The organism is Shewanella sp. 10N.286.51.B2 (assembly GCF_041469265.1).
GTDB lineage: Bacteria > Pseudomonadota > Gammaproteobacteria > Enterobacterales > Shewanellaceae > Shewanella.
In genome coordinates this window covers 24899-44131 of sequence record NZ_JBFRKH010000063.1, presented here as the reverse complement: position 1 = coordinate 44131, position 19233 = coordinate 24899, and the positions used below count along the sequence as shown (strand labels likewise).

At 43.7% G+C, this 19233-nt stretch carries 14 protein-coding genes, 1 other RNA gene and 1 pseudogene; 9 read left to right on the top strand and 7 right to left on the bottom strand.

The features are described 5' to 3' along the window. Nucleotides 1–114 precede the first annotated feature (114 nt). A non-coding RNA gene (ssrS, locus tag AB4140_RS16440) (6S RNA) lies at nucleotides 115–297 on the bottom strand. A gap of 61 nt (nucleotides 298–358) precedes the next feature. Next, on the bottom strand, nucleotides 359–667 hold the full coding sequence (zapA, locus tag AB4140_RS16435; RefSeq protein ID WP_076539654.1) for a cell division protein ZapA: 309 nt from the start codon (nucleotides 665–667) through the stop codon (nucleotides 359–361). A gap of 569 nt (nucleotides 668–1236) precedes the next feature. On the opposite strand from zapA, the gene AB4140_RS16430 reads away from it, so the two are divergent. From AB4140_RS16430 to gcvP, 6 genes are all read left to right on the top strand, one after another. After that, nucleotides 1237–1812, top strand: a complete 576-nt coding sequence (locus AB4140_RS16430) for a UPF0149 family protein (RefSeq protein WP_102435706.1) — start codon at nucleotides 1237–1239, stop codon at nucleotides 1810–1812. Between the two features lie 290 nt (nucleotides 1813–2102). Continuing rightward, nucleotides 2103–3338, top strand: coding sequence for a 2-octaprenyl-6-methoxyphenyl hydroxylase (ubiH, locus tag AB4140_RS16425; protein ID WP_372001775.1), 1236 nt, complete (start codon nucleotides 2103–2105; stop codon nucleotides 3336–3338). 58 nt (nucleotides 3339–3396) lie between these two features. Continuing rightward, complete coding sequence (locus tag AB4140_RS16420) at nucleotides 3397–4608, top strand: FAD-dependent oxidoreductase (RefSeq protein WP_372001771.1); 1212 nt, start codon at nucleotides 3397–3399, stop codon at nucleotides 4606–4608. 229 nt (nucleotides 4609–4837) lie between these two features. Next, nucleotides 4838–5932: a glycine cleavage system aminomethyltransferase GcvT gene (gene gcvT, locus AB4140_RS16415; RefSeq protein WP_372001769.1), complete on the top strand. Its 1095-nt coding sequence runs from the start codon at nucleotides 4838–4840 to the stop codon at nucleotides 5930–5932. A gap of 127 nt (nucleotides 5933–6059) precedes the next feature. After that, nucleotides 6060–6449, top strand: a complete 390-nt coding sequence (gcvH, locus tag AB4140_RS16410; protein ID WP_076539644.1) for a glycine cleavage system protein GcvH — start codon at nucleotides 6060–6062, stop codon at nucleotides 6447–6449. Nucleotides 6450–6624: 175 nt separating this feature from the next. Next, complete coding sequence (gene gcvP / locus AB4140_RS16405; protein WP_372001767.1) at nucleotides 6625–9528, top strand: aminomethyl-transferring glycine dehydrogenase; 2904 nt, start codon at nucleotides 6625–6627, stop codon at nucleotides 9526–9528. Between the two features lie 565 nt (nucleotides 9529–10093). Here gcvP and AB4140_RS16400 read toward each other — a convergent pair. Further along, on the bottom strand, nucleotides 10094–10348 hold the full coding sequence (locus tag AB4140_RS16400) for a hypothetical protein (protein WP_372001765.1): 255 nt from the start codon (nucleotides 10346–10348) through the stop codon (nucleotides 10094–10096). A 205-nt stretch (nucleotides 10349–10553) separates the two neighbouring features. Next, nucleotides 10554–11030 (bottom strand): glycine betaine ABC transporter substrate-binding protein, encoded by a 477-nt coding sequence (locus tag AB4140_RS16395; protein WP_372001763.1) that lies wholly within the window; start codon nucleotides 11028–11030, stop codon nucleotides 10554–10556. Between the two features lie 66 nt (nucleotides 11031–11096). On the opposite strand from AB4140_RS16395, the pseudogene AB4140_RS16390 reads away from it, so the two are divergent. The 3 genes and pseudogenes from AB4140_RS16390 to AB4140_RS16380 all read left to right on the top strand — a co-directional run. Further along, a pseudogene (locus AB4140_RS16390) lies at nucleotides 11097–11630 on the top strand (transposase); the annotation flags it as partial. 88 nt (nucleotides 11631–11718) lie between these two features. After that, entirely contained in the window at nucleotides 11719–12696 is a 978-nt protein-coding gene (locus AB4140_RS16385; RefSeq protein ID WP_372001773.1) for a transposase, read from the top strand. A gap of 431 nt (nucleotides 12697–13127) precedes the next feature. Next, nucleotides 13128–13931 carry a helix-turn-helix transcriptional regulator gene (locus AB4140_RS16380; protein WP_372001761.1) on the top strand — a complete coding sequence of 268 codons (804 nt, stop codon included), beginning with the start codon at nucleotides 13128–13130 and terminating at the stop codon, nucleotides 13929–13931. A gap of 51 nt (nucleotides 13932–13982) precedes the next feature. Here AB4140_RS16380 and AB4140_RS16375 read toward each other — a convergent pair whose 3' ends face one another. From AB4140_RS16375 to AB4140_RS16365, 3 genes are all read right to left on the bottom strand, one after another. Then, nucleotides 13983–15548, bottom strand: coding sequence for a hypothetical protein (locus AB4140_RS16375; protein ID WP_372001760.1), 1566 nt, complete (start codon nucleotides 15546–15548; stop codon nucleotides 13983–13985). Nucleotides 15549–15873: 325 nt separating this feature from the next. Beyond that, nucleotides 15874–18063 carry a malate synthase G gene (locus tag AB4140_RS16370; protein ID WP_372001758.1) on the bottom strand — a complete coding sequence of 730 codons (2190 nt, stop codon included), beginning with the start codon at nucleotides 18061–18063 and terminating at the stop codon, nucleotides 15874–15876. A 217-nt stretch (nucleotides 18064–18280) separates the two neighbouring features. After that, a complete protein-coding gene (locus AB4140_RS16365) occupies nucleotides 18281–19231 on the bottom strand; it encodes a LysR family transcriptional regulator (RefSeq protein WP_102435682.1) in 951 nt (316 codons plus the stop codon). Nucleotides 19232–19233: the final 2 nt, after the last annotated feature.

Here is a 19233-nt window from a genome sequence, read left to right as displayed (position 1 = left end):
TTAAGGGCTTGGATGGTTAATTGCTTGGATGATTAAGGGCTTGGCGGGTGAGTAGCTAAGCGCTAATTTTGGCCATAAAAAAACCACCATTGAGGTGGTTTGTTTTAAATTAAATTGCTCCCCAGAATACCGACCGTCGGTGCAGCCCTTGAACCGTAGGTTCAAGGCGGGAAAATGTTCATATCCTAAGGTTTCTCGATACGAGCCGAGCATACGCAATGTCAATGAAAGCATTCACCCTGGGTTTGTAAATATCGGCACAGGGACATAACCTACAAGCGAATATCCCAGGGAGCAAAACAGGGTTGAACCAGGTACCGTTAGCCATTACTAGCGGCAGTACATAATTCTAAAATTGTTAACCTTTCTTGGTGGTTCGTTCAAGCAACGAGTTTTCTAACGTTGATTGTAATAACGAGATACGCTCATCCATTTGCGCCATATACTGCTGATTTTTTTGCTGCTCTTCATACAACTCATGACCAATATTTAACGCGGCCATAATGGCTAATTCTTCGCGACTCAAATTGTTGGTACGTGTTTTTAATGTAGAAAGCTGCTGCTCGACACCCTTGGCAATCGCACGCAAAGCATCCTCTTGTCCCTTAGGACAATTAATCGAGTAGGTGCGCCCTAACAGGGAGATATCAATAGCACTATTACTCATGCTTCGCTGAAGATCCTTATTTGTCGAAAAATAAAAATTGTAGCAGGTTAACGACTTACCTCGCGATAACGCCTTAGCATTACGCTTTTACCACAGTTGATAACGGTATTAGTCTATTTGCGGACTATATAGCGCTACTATTAAAAGTGCAAGGTAACTCGCCGCCTTTACGATTATTTGCTTGTTGTCTGAGCATAATTAATCTTAAAGCATAATTATGGCTAAACTCTCTACACGTTCCCTACACGTCAGGCAGGATAACTCGTTAAGCGCCTAGCTCAAGGCTAATACAAGCCGTCATTGCAATAGGCGTTACAATCGTCATTTCTATTTTTACAAATTAATGGCATCGAACAGTTTACCGTTTAAGAATACTCGCTTTGGTGCAAAACGCTTAGTTGATTGCGTTATAGACAAGACAGTTAATATCAGCTTTAGCTTTATAGCGGCGGGGTTAGTGAAGCTTTGGTCAATTTGCTATTATACTTAGCAAATCGCAATGAACAATTTGGTGGCAGTTATTAACTCTGCTAGCATTGCATCTGATCGAATATAACTGGAACAATATCATGGCAACCCCTCCTTCTTTATGTATTGAAAAACTAAAACAAGCGTTAGATTCAGCTGAAATTGGTCAGCATCCTGTTGAGGTGCATGGCGCATTAGTTGGTTTAATTTGTGGTGGGGTAGATCAAGCAAAATTAGCTTGGCAAAAGCCATTACTTGAATTGATGAATGACGGTCAAGCAGTCAGCACTGAACTGCAACAACTTATCAATGAATTATTCCAAGACACAGCGACTCGCTTAAGCGATGCTGAATTTGGTTTTACGCCGTTATTACCAGAAGAAGAAGAGCTACTCAGCTTGCGCTTAGAGTGCTTAGCCCTATGGGTACAAAGCTACTTAACCGCTATTGCGCTTATTCAGCCAAAGCTTAACGGCGCATCAACTGATGTGCGCGAAATTATCCAAGATTTAGGCGCTATTGCTCAAGTGGAATTTGATGTCAGCGATGATGATGAATCAGAAGCTGCATTTATCGAGTTGCACGAGTTTGTCAGAATGGCGGCTATTTTATGTTACTCAGAGTTTGGCCCTGAAATGCCATTAGATGAAGAATCCCCATTAGCGCCGCTGCACTAATTAGAATGTAGCTTTCGCCTTGGGCCGTGTTGGCTCGGGGTGAAAAGTCCTCTGGCATCACAGATACTTGAGCTCAGCCAGAACACGAACCAGAGCTGAACTAGCTACATGGCCAATAGCAATACCATCATAACAATATTCAATTCATATCATAATTAACAAAAACAATAAGAACAGGCTTTATGACTGAGTTAAACGCGAAGACAGATAGCAAACAGGCAAGTGCCCAATTACCACAGCCACCACAACAGCCACCACAACAGGTGGATATCACTATTGTTGGCGGCGCTATGGCTGGTGCCAGTTTAGCGCTGGGTTTAGCAAAATTATCAGAAAAATTATCCGCTAAACATGCAGGTCTTTTAAATCGTCCTTTATCTATCGCCTTAATTGAAGCGCAAAAAACTGATGATAATCACCCAGGGTTTGACTCGCGTTCAATCGCCATTGCCCATGGCTCAGTATTTGAGTTAACTCAGTTAGGGATCTGGCCAAGTATCGCCAGCCTTGGCAGCGATATTGAAAATATTCATATCTCAGATCGCGGTCACTTTGGCATGACCGAGCTTAACGCTGAGCAATTTGGCCTGCCATCAATGGGGCAAGTGGTTGAGCTAGCGAAAGTCGGTAAAGTCTTGTTTGATCAACTTCAACAAGCGGATATTAAATTGCACTGCCCAGCAAGCCTAACTCAGCTTGAAACCGATATGGATGGTCACACGATAACCCTTGATAACGACCAGCAAATTCGCAGCAAGTTGTTAGTGGCTGCAGATGGTGCTCACTCCAAAGTGCGCCAAGCGTTAAAACAAGATGTGACTCAAGTTGAATTTGAACAAGTGGCGCTGGTGGCCAATGTCCAAACTGATAAACCTCACAATAGTTGGGCCTATGAGCGTTTCACTGACACTGGCCCATTAGCCTTATTACCCATGGCGCCAATAAATGGTAAAACTCGGCTGTCATTAGTGTGGGCGCTAGATGCTGAGCAAGCCCATCAGTTTAAACACTGTGACAAAGTCGACTTTTTAGCCGCGTTGCAACAGGCTTTTGGCAATCGCGCCGGGCGCTTTACTGATGTCGGCTTACGGGTCAGTTATCCATTAACCTTATCTTACATGCCAAGACCGATTTATCATCGCACTGTGTTTATTGGCAATGCGGCGCAAACATTACATCCCATTGCAGGTCAAGGCTTTAACCTAGGTCTACGTGATGTGGTTGGATTAATCGATGCTGTCGAAACAAGTATTGAAACCAGCATTAAAAGCAGTATTGATACAAGTATTGAAGCTGGCATTGAAAGTTTAGATCTTGGCCACAACTCGCTTATTCATCATTATCTTGCATCAAGACAGCAAGATAGAATGGCCACCATCAACAATGTTGAGTTTTTAGTGCGTGGCTTCTCAAATCAGTATTGGCCGCTAGTGGCTGGGCGCAGTTTAGGGTTAAGATTATTGTCATGGTGTCCGCCGCTTAAAGCGCCGATTGCCCATAAAGCCATGGGCTGGAAAAGCGTCTAAAGATTGCAAGTGCAGTAATAAAGCATCTCAGTAAACCGATTGAAGATTAAGGATTAACATGTTTCAAACTCAGACCTATGATGTAGCCATAGTTGGCGGTGGTATGGTTGGCTTGGCAACGGCAATCGGTTTAGCCGAGGCAAACTTAAACGTGGTGGTGATTGATGCGGGCCAAACAGAGGCTGTGTCAGGTGAGCCACGCCTTCGAGTGAGTGCCATTAACAAAGCCAGTGAGCGACTACTTACCAACTTAGGTGCTTGGCAGTACATTGATAGCGCCCGCGCTACCCCATATTCAAAAATGGCGGTGTGGGACAAAGACGGTTTAGGTAAAATTGCCTTTGATGCCGCCAGCATTAGCGAGACATCCCTTGGGGCGATTATCGAAAACCAAGCCATCAGCTTTGCCTTAGCAAAACGCGCCGCTGAACTCTCGAACATCACCCACCTAGAAGGTCAGCGACTAGAGCGCATCGCCTTTGGTGAGCGTGAATCATGGCTTACCCTAGATAACGGCGACAACTTAAGCGCCGCCCTAGTGATTGCCGCTGACGGCGCCAATTCTTGGGTGCGTAGCCAATGCCAAATCCCATTAACCTTTTGGGATTATGGTCATCACGCCATTGTCGCCACTATTCGCACCAGTGAGCCCCACGATGCTACCGCCCGCCAAGTGTTTTTAGCCGATGGCCCATTAGCTTTATTGCCATTGTATGAAGACAATTTATGCTCAATCGTGTGGTCAGTATCGCCCCAGCAAGCAGAAGAATTATTAGCGCTATCAAGTGATGAGTTCTCAAAAGCCTTAACCGCAGCATCAGATGGTCGTTTAGGCATTTGTGAACTGGTCAGCGAACGCCAATGGCACCCATTACGGATGCGTTATGCCCGTCATTTTGCCCGTCATCGTTTGATTTTAGCCGGTGACGCCGCCCATACAATCCATCCGTTAGCAGGTCAGGGGGTTAACTTAGGCTTTTTAGATGCGGCCAGTATTATCGAAACCGTTAGCGAGTTACATGAAGCGGGTAAAGATCTCGGTGATTACGCCAACCTTCGCGCCCTTGAGCGCTGGCGAAAAGCTGATGCCATTGAAATGATTAGCGCAATGGAAGGGTTTAAAAGACTATTTTCCGGTAGCAATCCAGTTAAAAAAGCCTTTAGAGATCTGGGTTTAAACCTAGTTGATAATGTCGCAGGACTAAAAACAGTGTTCATCAAACAGGCTATAGGCAATAAAGTGAAACTTCCTAAGCTTTGTCGAGATTAAATTTTTTAGCTAATTCGGCCTAAAAATCCTTATATATCAGGGGATGGGCCGAGTTGGCGTAAATAAAGATATTAAAACGCCTATAGTCGCATTAGCTAAACTAATGACAAAGTCTCAGATTAGAAAATTTCCTACTATACAAAATTAACCCTGTGGGTATAATTTTGGCGCATTTATAAAATACCTTCATTAGTTTTACCCTCAGAAGGTTCATAAAAAAGAGATAATAATGGCTAATAAAACTGTACTCTTTAACAAGCACTTAGAATCAAATGGCAAGATGGTAGACTTCCACGGTTGGGACATGCCACTTAACTACGGTTCACAAATCGAAGAACATAACGCTGTGCGTCAAAACGCAGGTATGTTCGATGTATCACACATGACAGTGGTTGATGTGACGGGTACCGATGCTTGTGCATTTCTACGCAAATTATTAGCAAATGATATTGCTAAGCTTAAAGTTGCTGGCAAGGCGCTATACAGCGGCATGTTAGATGACAATGCTGGCGTAATTGACGACCTTATCACTTATTATCTTACCGATACCCATTACCGCGTTGTGGTTAACTCAGCAACTCGGGTAAAAGATTTAGCATGGATGGAAAAACAATCTGCAGGCTTTGAGGTGACGATTACTGAGCGCCCTGAGCTGGCGATGATTGCCGTTCAAGGCCCTAACGCTAAAGCCAAAGCCGCTAACGTATTCAGCGCTGAGCAAAACGCCGCCGTTGAAGGCATGAAGCCATTCTTTGGCGTGCAAGCAGGTTCACTGTTTATTGCTACCACGGGTTACACCGGTGAAGTTGGCTACGAAATTATCGTACCTGAAGCAGAGGCTGAAAACTTATGGCAAGCACTACTCGAAGCAGGCGTACAGCCTTGTGGACTAGGCGCACGTGACACCCTGCGTTTAGAAGCAGGCATGAACCTTTATGGTTTAGATATGGATGAAACCGTTAACCCATTAGCCGCTAACATGGGCTGGACTATCGCATGGGAACCAAGCGAGCGCGACTTTATTGGCCGCGAAGCATTAACGGCTATTAAAGCCGCTGGACCTGACAAATTAGTTGGCCTAGTCATGGAACAAAAAGGCGTACTGCGTCACGGCATGCCAGTATTCTTTACTGATGCAGACGGCCTAGAGCACCAAGGCTCAATTACTAGCGGCACATTCTCGCCAACCTTAGGCTACTCAATTGCCATGGCAAGAGTACCCCAAGGCATTAGCGATACCGCTGAAGTGGAAATGCGTAAAAAGCGCGTAGCTGTTAAAGTAATAGCGCCAAGCTTTGTCAGAAATGGTAAACAGGCATTCTAACCAAAGTGTTATAAATGCTTGTATTGAAGTCACTGAATAATAAAAGTGTTGCTAATGAGGTTGTTAGCCAGCACTTAAATAACACTAACGATTACGCTTTAAATTTATAGATATAGGAATTACGACAATGAGCAACATTCCAGCTGAACTTAAATATGCATCATCTCATGAGTGGATCCGCAAAGAAGAAGACGGCACTTACACTGTCGGTATCACTGAGCATGCACAAGAGCTATTAGGTGACATGGTATTCGTTGAATTACCAGAAGTTGGCGACACAGTGACAGCCGGTGAAGATTGCGCCGTAGCTGAATCAGTAAAAGCTGCATCAGACATCTATGCACCGATTTCAGGTGAAGTAATTGCCGTAAACGAAGCATTAGAAGACTCACCAGAGCTAGTAAACAGCGAAGCATTTGGCGAAGGTTGGTTCTTCCGCGTTCAGCCTTCAGACGAAGCTGAAGTGGCTAACTTGTTAGACGCTGACGGTTACCAAGAAGTGATTGACGAAGAATAATCGTCGACGCTACTAGAAGCTCCCTTGGGAGCTTCTTTTGTTTTACCTTTAAATATTTAAAGGCATTAGCGATCCTTACGTCCCGCGTATAAGTATTGCATTACAACATTTTTTTCCTAGACCAGCTATTGATGCCCTACCGCAAAATACTGGCAGATTTGGAACACGATTTCTCATGACAAAGCAGACCCTAACTCAATTAGAGCAACACGAATTGTTTTTAAGCCGTCATATCGGCCCAAGCCAAACTCAACAGCAAGAAATGTTGAATTTTGTTGGCGCAGAATCGCTCGAAGACTTAACCGCACAAACAGTGCCTGGTTCAATTCGTTTACCGCAAGAATTGACCATTGGTGATTCATGTGGCGAAGCAGAAGGCACCGCTTACATCCGCGGCATAGCTGACAAAAACAAAGTCTTTAAAAGCTATATCGGTATGGGCTATTACGGTACAGAAGTACCCAATGTCATTTTACGAAACGTGTTTGAAAATCCGGGTTGGTATACAGCGTACACCCCGTACCAGCCAGAAATCGCCCAAGGCCGTTTAGAAGCCATTCTTAACTTCCAACAAGTGTCTATGGACTTAACTGGACTTGATCTCGCCTCAGCATCATTACTTGATGAAGCAACCGCCGCCGCTGAAGCAATGGCCATGGCCAAGCGCGTATCAAAAGCCAAAAAAGCCAACATCTTTTTCGTGGCAGACGACGTATTCCCACAAACATTAGACGTAGTGCAAACTCGCGCAGAATGCTTTGGTTTTGAAGTTATCGTTGGCCCAGCAAGCGAAGCCGCAAACTACGAGCTATTCGGCGCATTATTCCAGTACACTAACCGTTTTGGTGAAATCACCGACAACACTGAACTGTTCGCTAAGCTTGCTGAAAAGAAAGCGATTGTGACTGTTGCTGCTGACATCATGTCACTGGTACTGCTTAAGTCACCGGGTTCAATGGGCGCAGATATCGTATTTGGTAGCGCTCAGCGTTTTGGCGTACCAATGGGCTACGGCGGACCACATGCGGCATTCTTCGTTGCACGTGATGCACACAAACGTTCAATGCCAGGTCGTATTATTGGCGTATCAAAAGATACCCGCGGTAATAAAGCCCTGCGTATGGCGATGCAAACTCGTGAGCAACATATCCGCCGCGAAAAAGCCAACTCAAACATTTGTACTGCGCAAATCTTATTAGCCAATATGGCGTCGTTTTACGCGGTATTCCACGGCGCCGTTGGCCTTAAAAATATCGCCAGCCGTATTAACCGTTTAACAGACATCTTAGCCGTCGGCCTAAAAGCCAAAGGCGTTGAGTTAGTTAACAGCACTTGGTTTGACACCCTTTCATTATCAGGCCTTGATGTTGATGCGGTTAACGCACGTGCATTAACTGCTGAAATGAACCTACGTATCGACAGCGACGGCATTGTCGGCATCAGCCTTGACGAAACCACCACCCGTGACGATATCGCTCAGTTATTTGATGTCATCTTAGGTGCTGACCACGGTCTAGATGTAGCAACACTCGATGCTGAAATCATTGGCGGCGCTGCTTTTGGCGAAGGCGAGGGATCAATTCCTGCTCATCTCATCCGTCACGACAAGATATTGTCTCACCCAACATTTAGTAGCTACCAAAGCGAAACTGAAATGATGCGTTACATCAAGCGTCTTGAGAATAAAGATTTAGCCTTAAATCACTCAATGATTTCGCTGGGTTCTTGCACCATGAAGTTAAACGCCGCCGTTGAAATGCTACCAGTAAGCTGGCCTGAATTTGCCAACATGCACCCATTCTGCCCGCTTGAACAAGCCCAAGGTTACACTCAGTTAATCAACGAATTGTCAGATTTTCTCGTTAACATTACGGGCTACGACGAAGTGTGTATTCAGCCAAACTCTGGCGCGCAGGGCGAGTACGCTGGCCTGTTAGCGATTAAGAAATATCACGAGTCACGCAGCGAAGGGCACAGAGACATCTGTTTAATCCCCCAATCTGCCCACGGTACTAACCCCGCTTCTGCCCAGCTTGCTGGCATGAAAGTAGTCGTAACCGCCTGTGATAAAGACGGTAACGTTGATTTAGAAGACTTAAAAGCGAAAGCGGCAGAGCTTGCTGATAACTTATCGTGCATCATGATCACCTATCCATCGACCCACGGTGTGTATGAAGAATCAATCAGCGAAATCTGTGAAATCGTTCATCAACATGGCGGTCAAGTTTACCTTGATGGCGCTAACATGAACGCACAAGTAGGTCTTACATCGCCGGGCTTTATCGGCGCTGACGTATCACACCTTAACCTACACAAAACCTTTGCTATTCCACATGGCGGCGGCGGACCAGGAATGGGCCCAATCGGCATTAAAAAGCATTTAGCGCCGTTTGTTGCAGGCCATAAAGTTGTCAAACCAGGCCGCGAAAGCGACCATAATGGCGCAGTATCAGCCGCGCCATACGGCAGTGCTAGCATCCTACCTATTAGCTGGATGTACATTAAGCTGTTAGGCACAAAAGGGGTTAAGCAATCAACCCAAATGGCGCTACTTAACGCTAACTATGTGATGAAGAAGCTGTCGGCCCATTACCCAGTATTATTTACTGGCCGTAATGACCGCGTAGCTCACGAGTGCATTATCGATTTACGTCCACTTAAAGAAGCATCTGGCGTCACTGAGATGGACATTGCTAAGCGTCTAAATGACTACGGCTTCCACGCCCCAACCATGAGCTTCCCTGTAGCAGGTACGTTAATGATTGAGCCAACAGAGTCAGAGTCAAAAGTAGAGCTAGACCGCTTTATCGAAGCGATGATCTCTATTCGTGGCGAGATTGCCAAAGTCGAAGCAGGCGAGTGGCCAAGCGATAACAACCCACTGCACAATGCACCACACACCATGGCTGACATTATGGATCCTGAGTTTGACTCACGTCCATACAGCCGCGAAGTGGCCGTATTCCCATCAGCAGCGGTTAAAGCGAATAAGTTCTGGCCAACGGTTAACCGTATTGATGATGTTTATGGGGATCGTAATTTGATGTGTTCTTGTGTGCCAATTGGTGACTACGAATAAAGATAATGGCTACTTGGCCTCGATAATACGGCTTCAGTTTAAGCTTTTCGCTGCTCATTGACACCAGTCAACTCCGCGGCGAAAACCTCAAACTTCCTTGTCTTATCATCGGCAGTAACGCCATTATTAGTAGCTGGCTTTGTTTGACGTTTAGCTATTTATCAAAGTGAAAAAGCGACCTAAGGGTCGCTTTTTTGTTGGCAGGGTTTAAGTTTACTCTGACCCCACTTTTTATACTTTTTGACCCGATATTCGAAAGCTTGTACGTGACCATACTCACCATTCAAGGTTTCGCATTTTTGAAGCTTGTCCCAATAAGGTGGTGGAGTATTATTTGACTGTGCATTACTACTTAGTAGTGCGGTTAAAAATATAATTATTATGCTAATTCTCACAGATTATCCTTAATCTATTTCGCCTAGAACTTTAGGTAATAACATGGCCACCTATGATTATTGGCTTTACGAGAGCATGGTTGAGTTTGCTCTCGTATTTATACCGGTTTTAATAAGTGGGGGTCAGAGTAAACTTAATTTTTTGTTTATAGGCTACTTAAAACTTTACTTTAATTCTTGTTCTTTTTTTCTATAGTACCAGCGGTTCCAAACCACACAAAGAAAAACGAAAAAGCGCAGTATTTTATTAATACACTATAAAACAATTGATTATCTTCACCTTTGACAGCCAAATTCCCATGGGAATAAGCAAAACCAGAAGACCAAATATCAAACGTATGAAGAATCAAAGGTATTGATATAACAAAACAAGCAGCTCTTATTGGCCATACATATTTCTTTTTCACGTCTAATTTAACCAGCATAATAATACCTTGTTTCTAATAGTGGCTCTGGTCTTCTGTTCCCGAACAAGGGTCTTAAAGAAGTGGGATCAGACTTTGACCCCACATATTTTATTACGCTATCGCCCTGATGATTTGCATGCGGGCAGTTATCTAAACTGGAATATGAAGTCGCAAACGTAATGCATTTTAATAAGTGGGGTTCCGTCATACTCTGACCCACTTGTTAATTAACTCCTAGGGCATCTGCTTTTTTTGAACTCGAAAGCTGAAAGCCTGTAAACCAGGCTAAAACAGTATCACGGTTGTTATTTAGCCAAATATTGGCTGCTTCCTCAGGGCTGTGTCCTTCGTTTTGTAGCGCAAGCAGCGCGATTAAATCATCATTTTTAATCGTAAATGAGTTGAGCAATGTTTCCAGTTCTTGAAAGTCTTGCAGCAGATCGCTACGGAAACCAATATGAATTTCGGTTTTAGGCCAGCTGATCCCATGGGCATTTGGGGGCGGGATCTTTTGATAAATAATTTCTTCCCAGGTTTGGCTATCATGTTTTACATCATTAACCCTGTGGACATTCTCCATAGTAAAAATCTGATCTGGGTAATAACAAAAGAATAAACTGGGAATGTGTTTTTTGTTATTGCGCTTTAATAGTTGGGTAAATACCTCTGCATCAAAAATACTAATAACATGGCCACCCACTTTAAGTGGCTAAATTATCAACACTGTACTAGGCTTTGGTTATTGCTTAATAATCGGTGATAGATGATGGCCAGACCTAGAAAAACACTCGTGAGTTTAGAAGATACGCCTTACTACCACTGCTGTTCTAGAGTGGTGCGTAAAGCCTTTCTATGTGGTTTTGATGCAAGCTCTGGTGATAACTATGAGCATCGCCGTGAGTGGGTTGATTCTCGGATATTAGAGCTTGCGACGATTTTTGCCATTGATATTTGTGCTTATTCGGTGATGAGTAATCATTTACATGTGGTGCTAAAAGTGGATATTGATACCGCCAAAAACTGGTCTGATTTCGAGGTGCTTACCCAATGGCATAAAGGCTTTAAAGGCACATTGCTGACCAATAAGTTTGTTAAAGGTGAAGTGCTTAATGAGTTTGAGTTACAGGCTGTGAATGACTGTATTACTCAATACCGACTACGCTTGACTGATATCAGTTGGTTTATGCGTTCACTGTGTGAACCTATTGCCCGAATGGCCAATAAAGAAGATAACTGCACTGGTCGATTTTGGGAGGGGCGGTTTAAATCCCAAGCATTATTAGATGAAGCTGCAGTACTTGAATAATAACATGGCCACCCACTCCAAGTGGCTAAATTATCAACACTGAACTAGGCTTTAGTTATTGCTTAATAATCGGTGATTGATGATGGCCAGACCTAGGGAAACACTCGTGAGCTTAGAAGATACGCCTTACTACCACTGCTGTTCTAGAGTGGTGCGTAAAGCCTTTCTATGTGGTTTTGATGCAAGTTCTGGTGATAACTATGAGCATCGCCGCGAGTGGGTCGATTCTCGTATGTTGGCGCTTGCGACGATTTTTGCTATTGATATTTGTGCTTATGCGGTGATGAGTAATCATTTACATGTGGTGCTAAAAGTGGATATCGATACCGCCAAAAAATGGTCTGATAAAGAAGTGCTTATCCAATGGCATAAAGGCTTTAAAGGCACATTGCTGACCAATAAGTTTGTTAAAGGTGAAGCGCTTAATGAATTTGAGTTACAGGCTGTGAATGACTGTATCACTCAATATCGCCTACGCTTGACTGATATCAGTTGGTTTATGCGCTCACTGTGTGAACCTATTGCCCGAATGGCCAATAAAGAAGATAACTGCACTGGTCGATTTTGGGAAGGGCGCTTTAAATCCCAAGCATTATTAGATGAAGCTGCAGTACTTGCGTGCATGGCCTATGTGGACTTAAACCCTATCCGCGCCAAGATGGCTACAGCCCCTGAAAGCTCCGATTACACCAGCATTCAGCGCCGGATCAACTCAGCCATGAAAGGTGAGCAACCCGCGGAGTTACTGCCTTTTGTGGGCAATGAACGTTTGGATATGCCTAATGGTTTGATGTTTAGCGTCAAAGATTACATTGTGCTGGTTGAAGATACAGGGCGGATTATTCGTGATGACAAACGCGGTGCCATAAGCGCGAGTAGCCAGGATATTCTCAATAGATTGAATATTCCTGCTGAAAACTGGTTAAAAATCACTACTGAGTTTGGTGCATTATTTAAAGGAGCTGTAGGGGCGTTACCTGCATTAACTGAATATTGTGAACATCTAGAGCGCAAGCGGCGACAAGGTGCAGCTAACTGTCAGCGATGGTTGTGCGCTTAATAAATCATTTCTTAATTTCAAGTAAAAGTATTCCCCACTTGATTGATATCAAGCTTTTCTGCTGGATTGAATTTAGTTTATGACTTAATTTTGGCGATTAATTATGAAATTTTCAGTCCTTTGGCAGGGTTCATCCCTTCAGTAAATGATTGTTGGTGTTAGCAACTTAAAATGAAAAGCGTTATGTTATAACTTCAAAATAATGGGTGGCTATGTATTTTTTCAATCAGGTGAGTTCACTTGCGAGCCTACCAAAAGGTCGTTATGTTATTGATTAATAATGGGTGGCTTGGATTTTGATTTTGTAAGCTGCTGTATTCATTATCTTCGGTCTTAACCCGTTTTTTTGATCTTAATCAACTTACCTTCTGCGAGCTTTGTTAAGTTAACGTTAACATTTAAAATATTTGATAGCTTTGCAAGGAGGCTTTATGAATTGGGATCTGTTTTCCAATTGGCAATATCAATTAATCGAAAACATATCTACAACAGGGGTTAAAGGCGAAGACTTTAGCTATCTATCAGAAACGTTACAGGCCGATGCAACCAGCATTACGATTATTGATAGCTGCTTAAAGCGACTACACACTTGGTCAGCAGAAATATCAGAAAAAGACATTCAGTTTTACCAGCAACATTGGCGACACGATGTTTTTTTTAATGCTTATCTAAAAAAAGGCTTGATAAACAGTTCGCAGATAATGGAGAAACTGATCAAGCCCGATCAACTTCCGGATGAAGTCAGCTGTGAGAGTTTATTACCCTATGTTCACTATCGCTCGACTCTAAGCTTACTGGTGACTGTTAACCAACACTTATACTTATTGTTTACAGCTCATTCGCTTAATGAAGTATTTAGTGGAGGCACTCGGCGATTACATGAGAAACTAGGCCACTCTATGCAGCCATGGGTGAGCGCCTTTCATGCTCACCAACTAGCGAATATCGAGCAAGATAAAGCCTTGTGTCGTTGTCAGGAACACTTTCCAATCCCTGTTAAACAACGTCCTGTTAAGCTCACTCCAGCAGAATACCAAGTTTTAACCCTATTAATTTGCGGTCACTCAGGTTCGGATATCGCAGGTATACGCCAAGTCAGCAAAGAAACCATAAAGAGCCAGATTAAAAGTGTTCTACACAAAACAGGATCTAAACATCAGAATCAGCTGTTATGGCGCTATAACCATAATCAACTATTGGTCACCATTGGCTTTAACAGTGGGCAAATAAGATAAAAAAAGCCTGCTTCACTCTGCAGGCTTAGTACTATTTCAACAGTAACAGCATTATGGTTTAATTTGCTTAATCGCAATCGCATAAGCTGAGAATTGATTATCTCCTTCCGCCCACTGAGAGACGACGACCATCAGGTCTTTATCTTGGTTCATCAGCCAGTTATCTTCTTCACCTACAAATCGACCATCAACTAACTGCATCTGCATAGATTGCTCTGTTAACGTCTCATCTTCAGAAGTCGCCACATGACTCCAAGTAGCAAGCCCATCAGCATCAATATCCAATTCAACAATCCAATAGCCAAAGCCATCGGCATTCATGCTGCCATCATCAGGCATCTGAAGGTTATAAAGACGCCAAAATCCCTCTAAGTCAGCAAGAGATGGTTCGATATTGGCCTTTAGCAATACTGACATATTTTGACGGGTATCTTTATAGCTATGGCGTAAAATGACATCTTTACCACGCGACAGGTAAGTGACAGCAGATTCGTCGTCATCCTCGATAGTGATCTTGCCTAGCTCATCCATCGCAAACTGAACCGTTTCAACTTCTGTTTCCGCTTGTTTGTTCCCCACTGTCAACTCGGTAATATCAGCTTTACCTTGCGCATCAACCACGACCTTATCGAGCCAAACACCAAACTCATTCTGATTGAAGTTAGCACTTACAGGCGTTTCTATTCCGGTTCCCCACCACAGACCTTCAAGGTCGCTTAACTGCTGATCCCCGGCTAACTTGATTGAAAGCCCAAGCTCCTGCTCATTATCTTCGGTAAAGTAGTTGGCTATCTTATCTTTTTGACTGCTTAATCCCATATCAAGATTTTCAACTTCAGCAAAGCTCAACATCCCTGTATTGCTAAGGTCGGCTTTAAAAGTATCCGTGTCTAATTCACCATCACTTTTGACTTTGGCAACCATAGTGACATTAGCCTCAGCATCGACACTCCATTCCTCAACAGCATAACTAAAGGCATCTTGAGAGTAAGTACCAGCAACAGGGATGGTAAAGAACACCGTATGCCACTGCCCAGTTAAATCTGTCAATTGATAAGCACGACTCTGACCAAAATGAGCCAATGCATCATCAGCATCAACCAATTCTTCTGCTGTCCCTCCTGATGTGACAAGTGCTTGCTCTGCCTGCTCATCGAAGTTGTCGGCAGTGGGATCTATTTCGTGACCCGCTAAAGTTACATGGATATCTTCTGCCAACTGAATACCGTTCTCGGGATCATTATCTGTATCAAGCGACTGCAGTAATCGCAGGGTATTAATTACCCCGGTATGATTGGCTGAGTCCGTTTGATAAAGATCCATCGGTGTGACTTCGGCCTGCCCCATAACACTCGGGAAGCGTGTCGCCCCAATATAGAACTCTACAGCCTCTCCCTCGTTATAACTAAACTGTCCTTGAGCGTCGGTTACCCCACTGTGATCTGTTGTCTCATAGCCGATGCCTGCCACAGGACTATCAGAAAAGATCCCCGTCAACACGGTTGGTTGGGGCTCTGGAGTTGGTGGCGTGGTAGAACTATCACTACCACAACCATTAAGTGCTAATACACCCGCAACAGCCAAGGCCGATACGCTAAGCTTGATTAAGTTTTTCATTATTATCTCCTTTCTATTGGCCTAAGTTCAGCATGCGATATGGGAGTCACAGAGGCATCCCCCGTTGGGGGGATAACTCAAAAGAAGTTTATGTTCTAAAACAAAAACTGTACTGGTTGAAGATATTGAACAATGCGGCCACCCACTCCAAGTGGCTGAATATCTAACGATCTCCTTTGCTTTCAATCAGTGGGTGCCGTTAAGGTGAGCGTAGGCTTAATCTCATCCCCCAACTTGAACATTCAAAAAAGCCCTAATCTTTGCAAGATCAGGGCTTATTGATTGAGTGACTACATAAACACAGAGCCAGTATTAACGCTAAAGATTAACCTGCTTTAGCTTGGATCCTGTATGCATGTAGTAAAGGCTCTGTATAACCAGAAGGTTGCGATTTACCTTTAAATATAAGGTCGCAAGCCGCTTTAAAGGCTATGCCGTCAAAGTTAGGTGCCATATTAATGTATAGTGGATCGCCTGCATTTTGAGCATCTACCACTGCAGCCATTTTTTTCAGTGCCGCCATCACTTCTTCTTCACTGCATAAGCCATGTTCAAGCCAATTAGCTAAGTATTGCGACGAGATCCGCAAAGTCGCTCTGTCTTCCATTAAACCTACATTATTAATATCAGGCACTTTCGAGCAACCGACGCCTTGGTCAATCCAGCGCACCACATAGCCCAGTATGCCCTGAGCATTATTTTCTAGTTCAAAGGTAATTTGTTGCTGGGTTAATGTTGTCGTGTCATCAAGCAATGGAATCGTCAACAAGTCATCGATGCTAGCACGCTTACGATGCTTAAGTTGCTGTTGAACTTCCGCCACATTTATTTGATGAAAATGGATAGAATGCAGTACGGCACCATTGGGCGATGGTACCCAAGCCGTGTTTGCCCCCGCTTTTGGGTGAGCCACTTTTTGTTCTAGCATGGCAGCCATTTCATCTGGCATCGGCCACATACCCTTACCAATCTGAGAGCGACCTTGTAAGCCACATTCAAGTCCAATATCGACATTCCAGTCTTCATAAGCCTTAATCCATTTTTGCTGCTTCATCACAGATTTGGGGACAAAGGCGCCCGCTAACATTGAGGTATGGAGTTCGTCACCGGTACGGTCAAGAAAGCCGGTATTAATAAAGACAACGCGCTGTTGCGCGACCCTGATACACTCTTTTAAGTTGAGTGTGGTTCTGCGCTCTTCATCCATAATGCCGACTTTAATGGTATTACGGGGGAGGTTGAGTGCATCTTCTATCTTGGTAAAGAGGTCACAAGTAAATTGCACTTCTTCTGGGCCATGCATTTTAGGTTTGACAATATTCACCGATCCTTTGCGGCTATTACTGCGACCATTATTGTTACCTTTAAGGTCATGCATAGCGGCAAGCACAGTGATCATGCCATCCAATATTCCTTCTGGTACTTCATTGCCATGTTTATCTAGTACGGCATCAATCGTCATCAAGTGGCCAACATTACGTACAAAGAGTAAGCTTCTACCGGGTAACGTTACGGTGTTAGCGTCTGTACTAGCATTAACATTAGCAGCGGTATAAACCCTATCATCATTAAGCTCTCTAAGGATTTGTTTACCATTTTTAGTCAGTGAGGCAGCTAAGTTACCTTGCATCAAACCTAACCAATTGCGATAAACTTCAACTTTGTCTTCAGCATCAACCGCCGCAACAGAGTCTTCGCAATCCATAATGGTGGTAACAGCGGCTTCAACTAACAAGTCTTTTACGCCAGCACTATCGCTGCTGCCAATAACACTGTCTGGATCAATTTGGATCTCAATATGCAAACCATTATTAACCAGCAAAATCGCACTGGGCGCATCTGCACTACCTTGGTAACCGACACACTTTTGTGCTTGGGTTAAGCTTGTGATTGTGCCATCAGTTAACTGCATACGTAGTTGGCCTGCATCAATATAATACCGCGTTACATCAGCATGGCTGCCTTGCACTAATGGGGCTGCGGTATCTAAGTGATGTTTTGCAAATGCGATAACTTTATTGCCCCTTATGGGGTTGTACTGTTTGGTCAGCTCGGCGCCGTCTTGTTGTGATATGGCATCAGTACCATATAGCGCATCATATAAACTGCCCCAACGTGCATTGGCGGCGTTAAGGGCAAAACGTGCATTTTTTACTGGCACAACTAATTGTGGCCCAGCTTGCGCTGCAATTTCATGATCGACATTTTCAGTGCTAATTTGAAAATCGTCACCCTCAGGCACTAGGTAGCCGATTTCGGATAGAAAAGCTTTGTATTGGTCTGGGTTAACGTCTTTAGCTGGGTGCTTTGTATGCCATTGATCAATTTGTTGCTGCAATTGCTGCCTTTTTTCTAACAAGGCCACATTAATGGGAGCAAATTCGGTAATGATGTCCTCAAATTTTGCCCAGAAAGTTGCTGAATCAATGCCTGTACCTGGACAAATGTCACTATCGACCAGTTGCCACAATGCTTGTGCTACTTGTAATCCACCTACTTGAATACGTGCTGTCATGTTTATCCCTACCTTTAATTCCTGTGCGCTGAACTTAAAAACCACTCAAATCTATTATTAATCGTTAATTCGCAGCAAGACTTTACTCTATATCAAATTAAGCTTATTTATCCAATTTATACTTGTTATCACCAATATTCATCAAATCTATGGTAAATCACCCTTTTTTGGTTAATTTGCAACGTATCAGTAATTAAAAATCAAAATAACAACAAGATTAAACGTCGCCTCTATTTATTTCATCTGCCGTTTTAGTGATTAATTGGCGCATCCATTGATGTGCTGGATTATGTTGAAGCAAGGGGCTCCAAGCCATAGTTAATGCAATGGGTGGAATAATAAATGGCGGCGGAACAATACTCACCCGATCATTATTGTTGTGATGACGAGCCATCTTACTTGGTATGGTTGCGATCAAATCCTGTTGCTCAGCCAACAAACACGCGGCTTGGTAATGGCGAGTAAAAACCGTGATTTGCCGTTTTACGCCAATTCGAGTTAATGCTTCATCCACCCAACCTAAGCGCTGAACATCAGCAGGATCCATCCCTACACCAACGCCCATTCCGGTTTTACTCACCCACACGTGTTTGGCTTGCAAATAACTGTCTAAAGAAAACTTGTGTAAAACTGGATTCGTCTTACTAATCAAGCAGCTGAAGTCGTCATTCCACAAAACTTTCTGGTGAAATGATTGCGGAATAGTGTCGAATCGATTGATCACCATATCGACTCTTCCTTGTTCTACATCAGGGAAACTGACATCACTTGGGGTCATGATGTCTAAAATAATGTTGGGTGCTTGAGTCCGAAGTTTTGCAATTAGCGGAGGTAGTAAGGTCGCTTCAGCATAATCACTAGCCATGACTCGAAAGACTTTGTCACTTTCTTGTGGGTCAAATTTGGCGCGAGGCTGTACGGCTTTTTCTAGCCCGATAATCAAGGTACTGATTATGGGTTGCAACTCTTTAGCACGTTCTGTCGGCGTCATGCCCTGACTGGTGCGAATAAGTAAGGGATCATCAAACAAGGTTCTTAAGCGTTTTAGGCCGTTACTCATTGCAGGCTGGCTAATACCAAGTTGGTCAGCTGCTTTAGTTACATTTCTTTCACGTAGCAAAACATCTAAATAAACAAGGAGGTTCAAGTCGATACGAGATACATTCATAA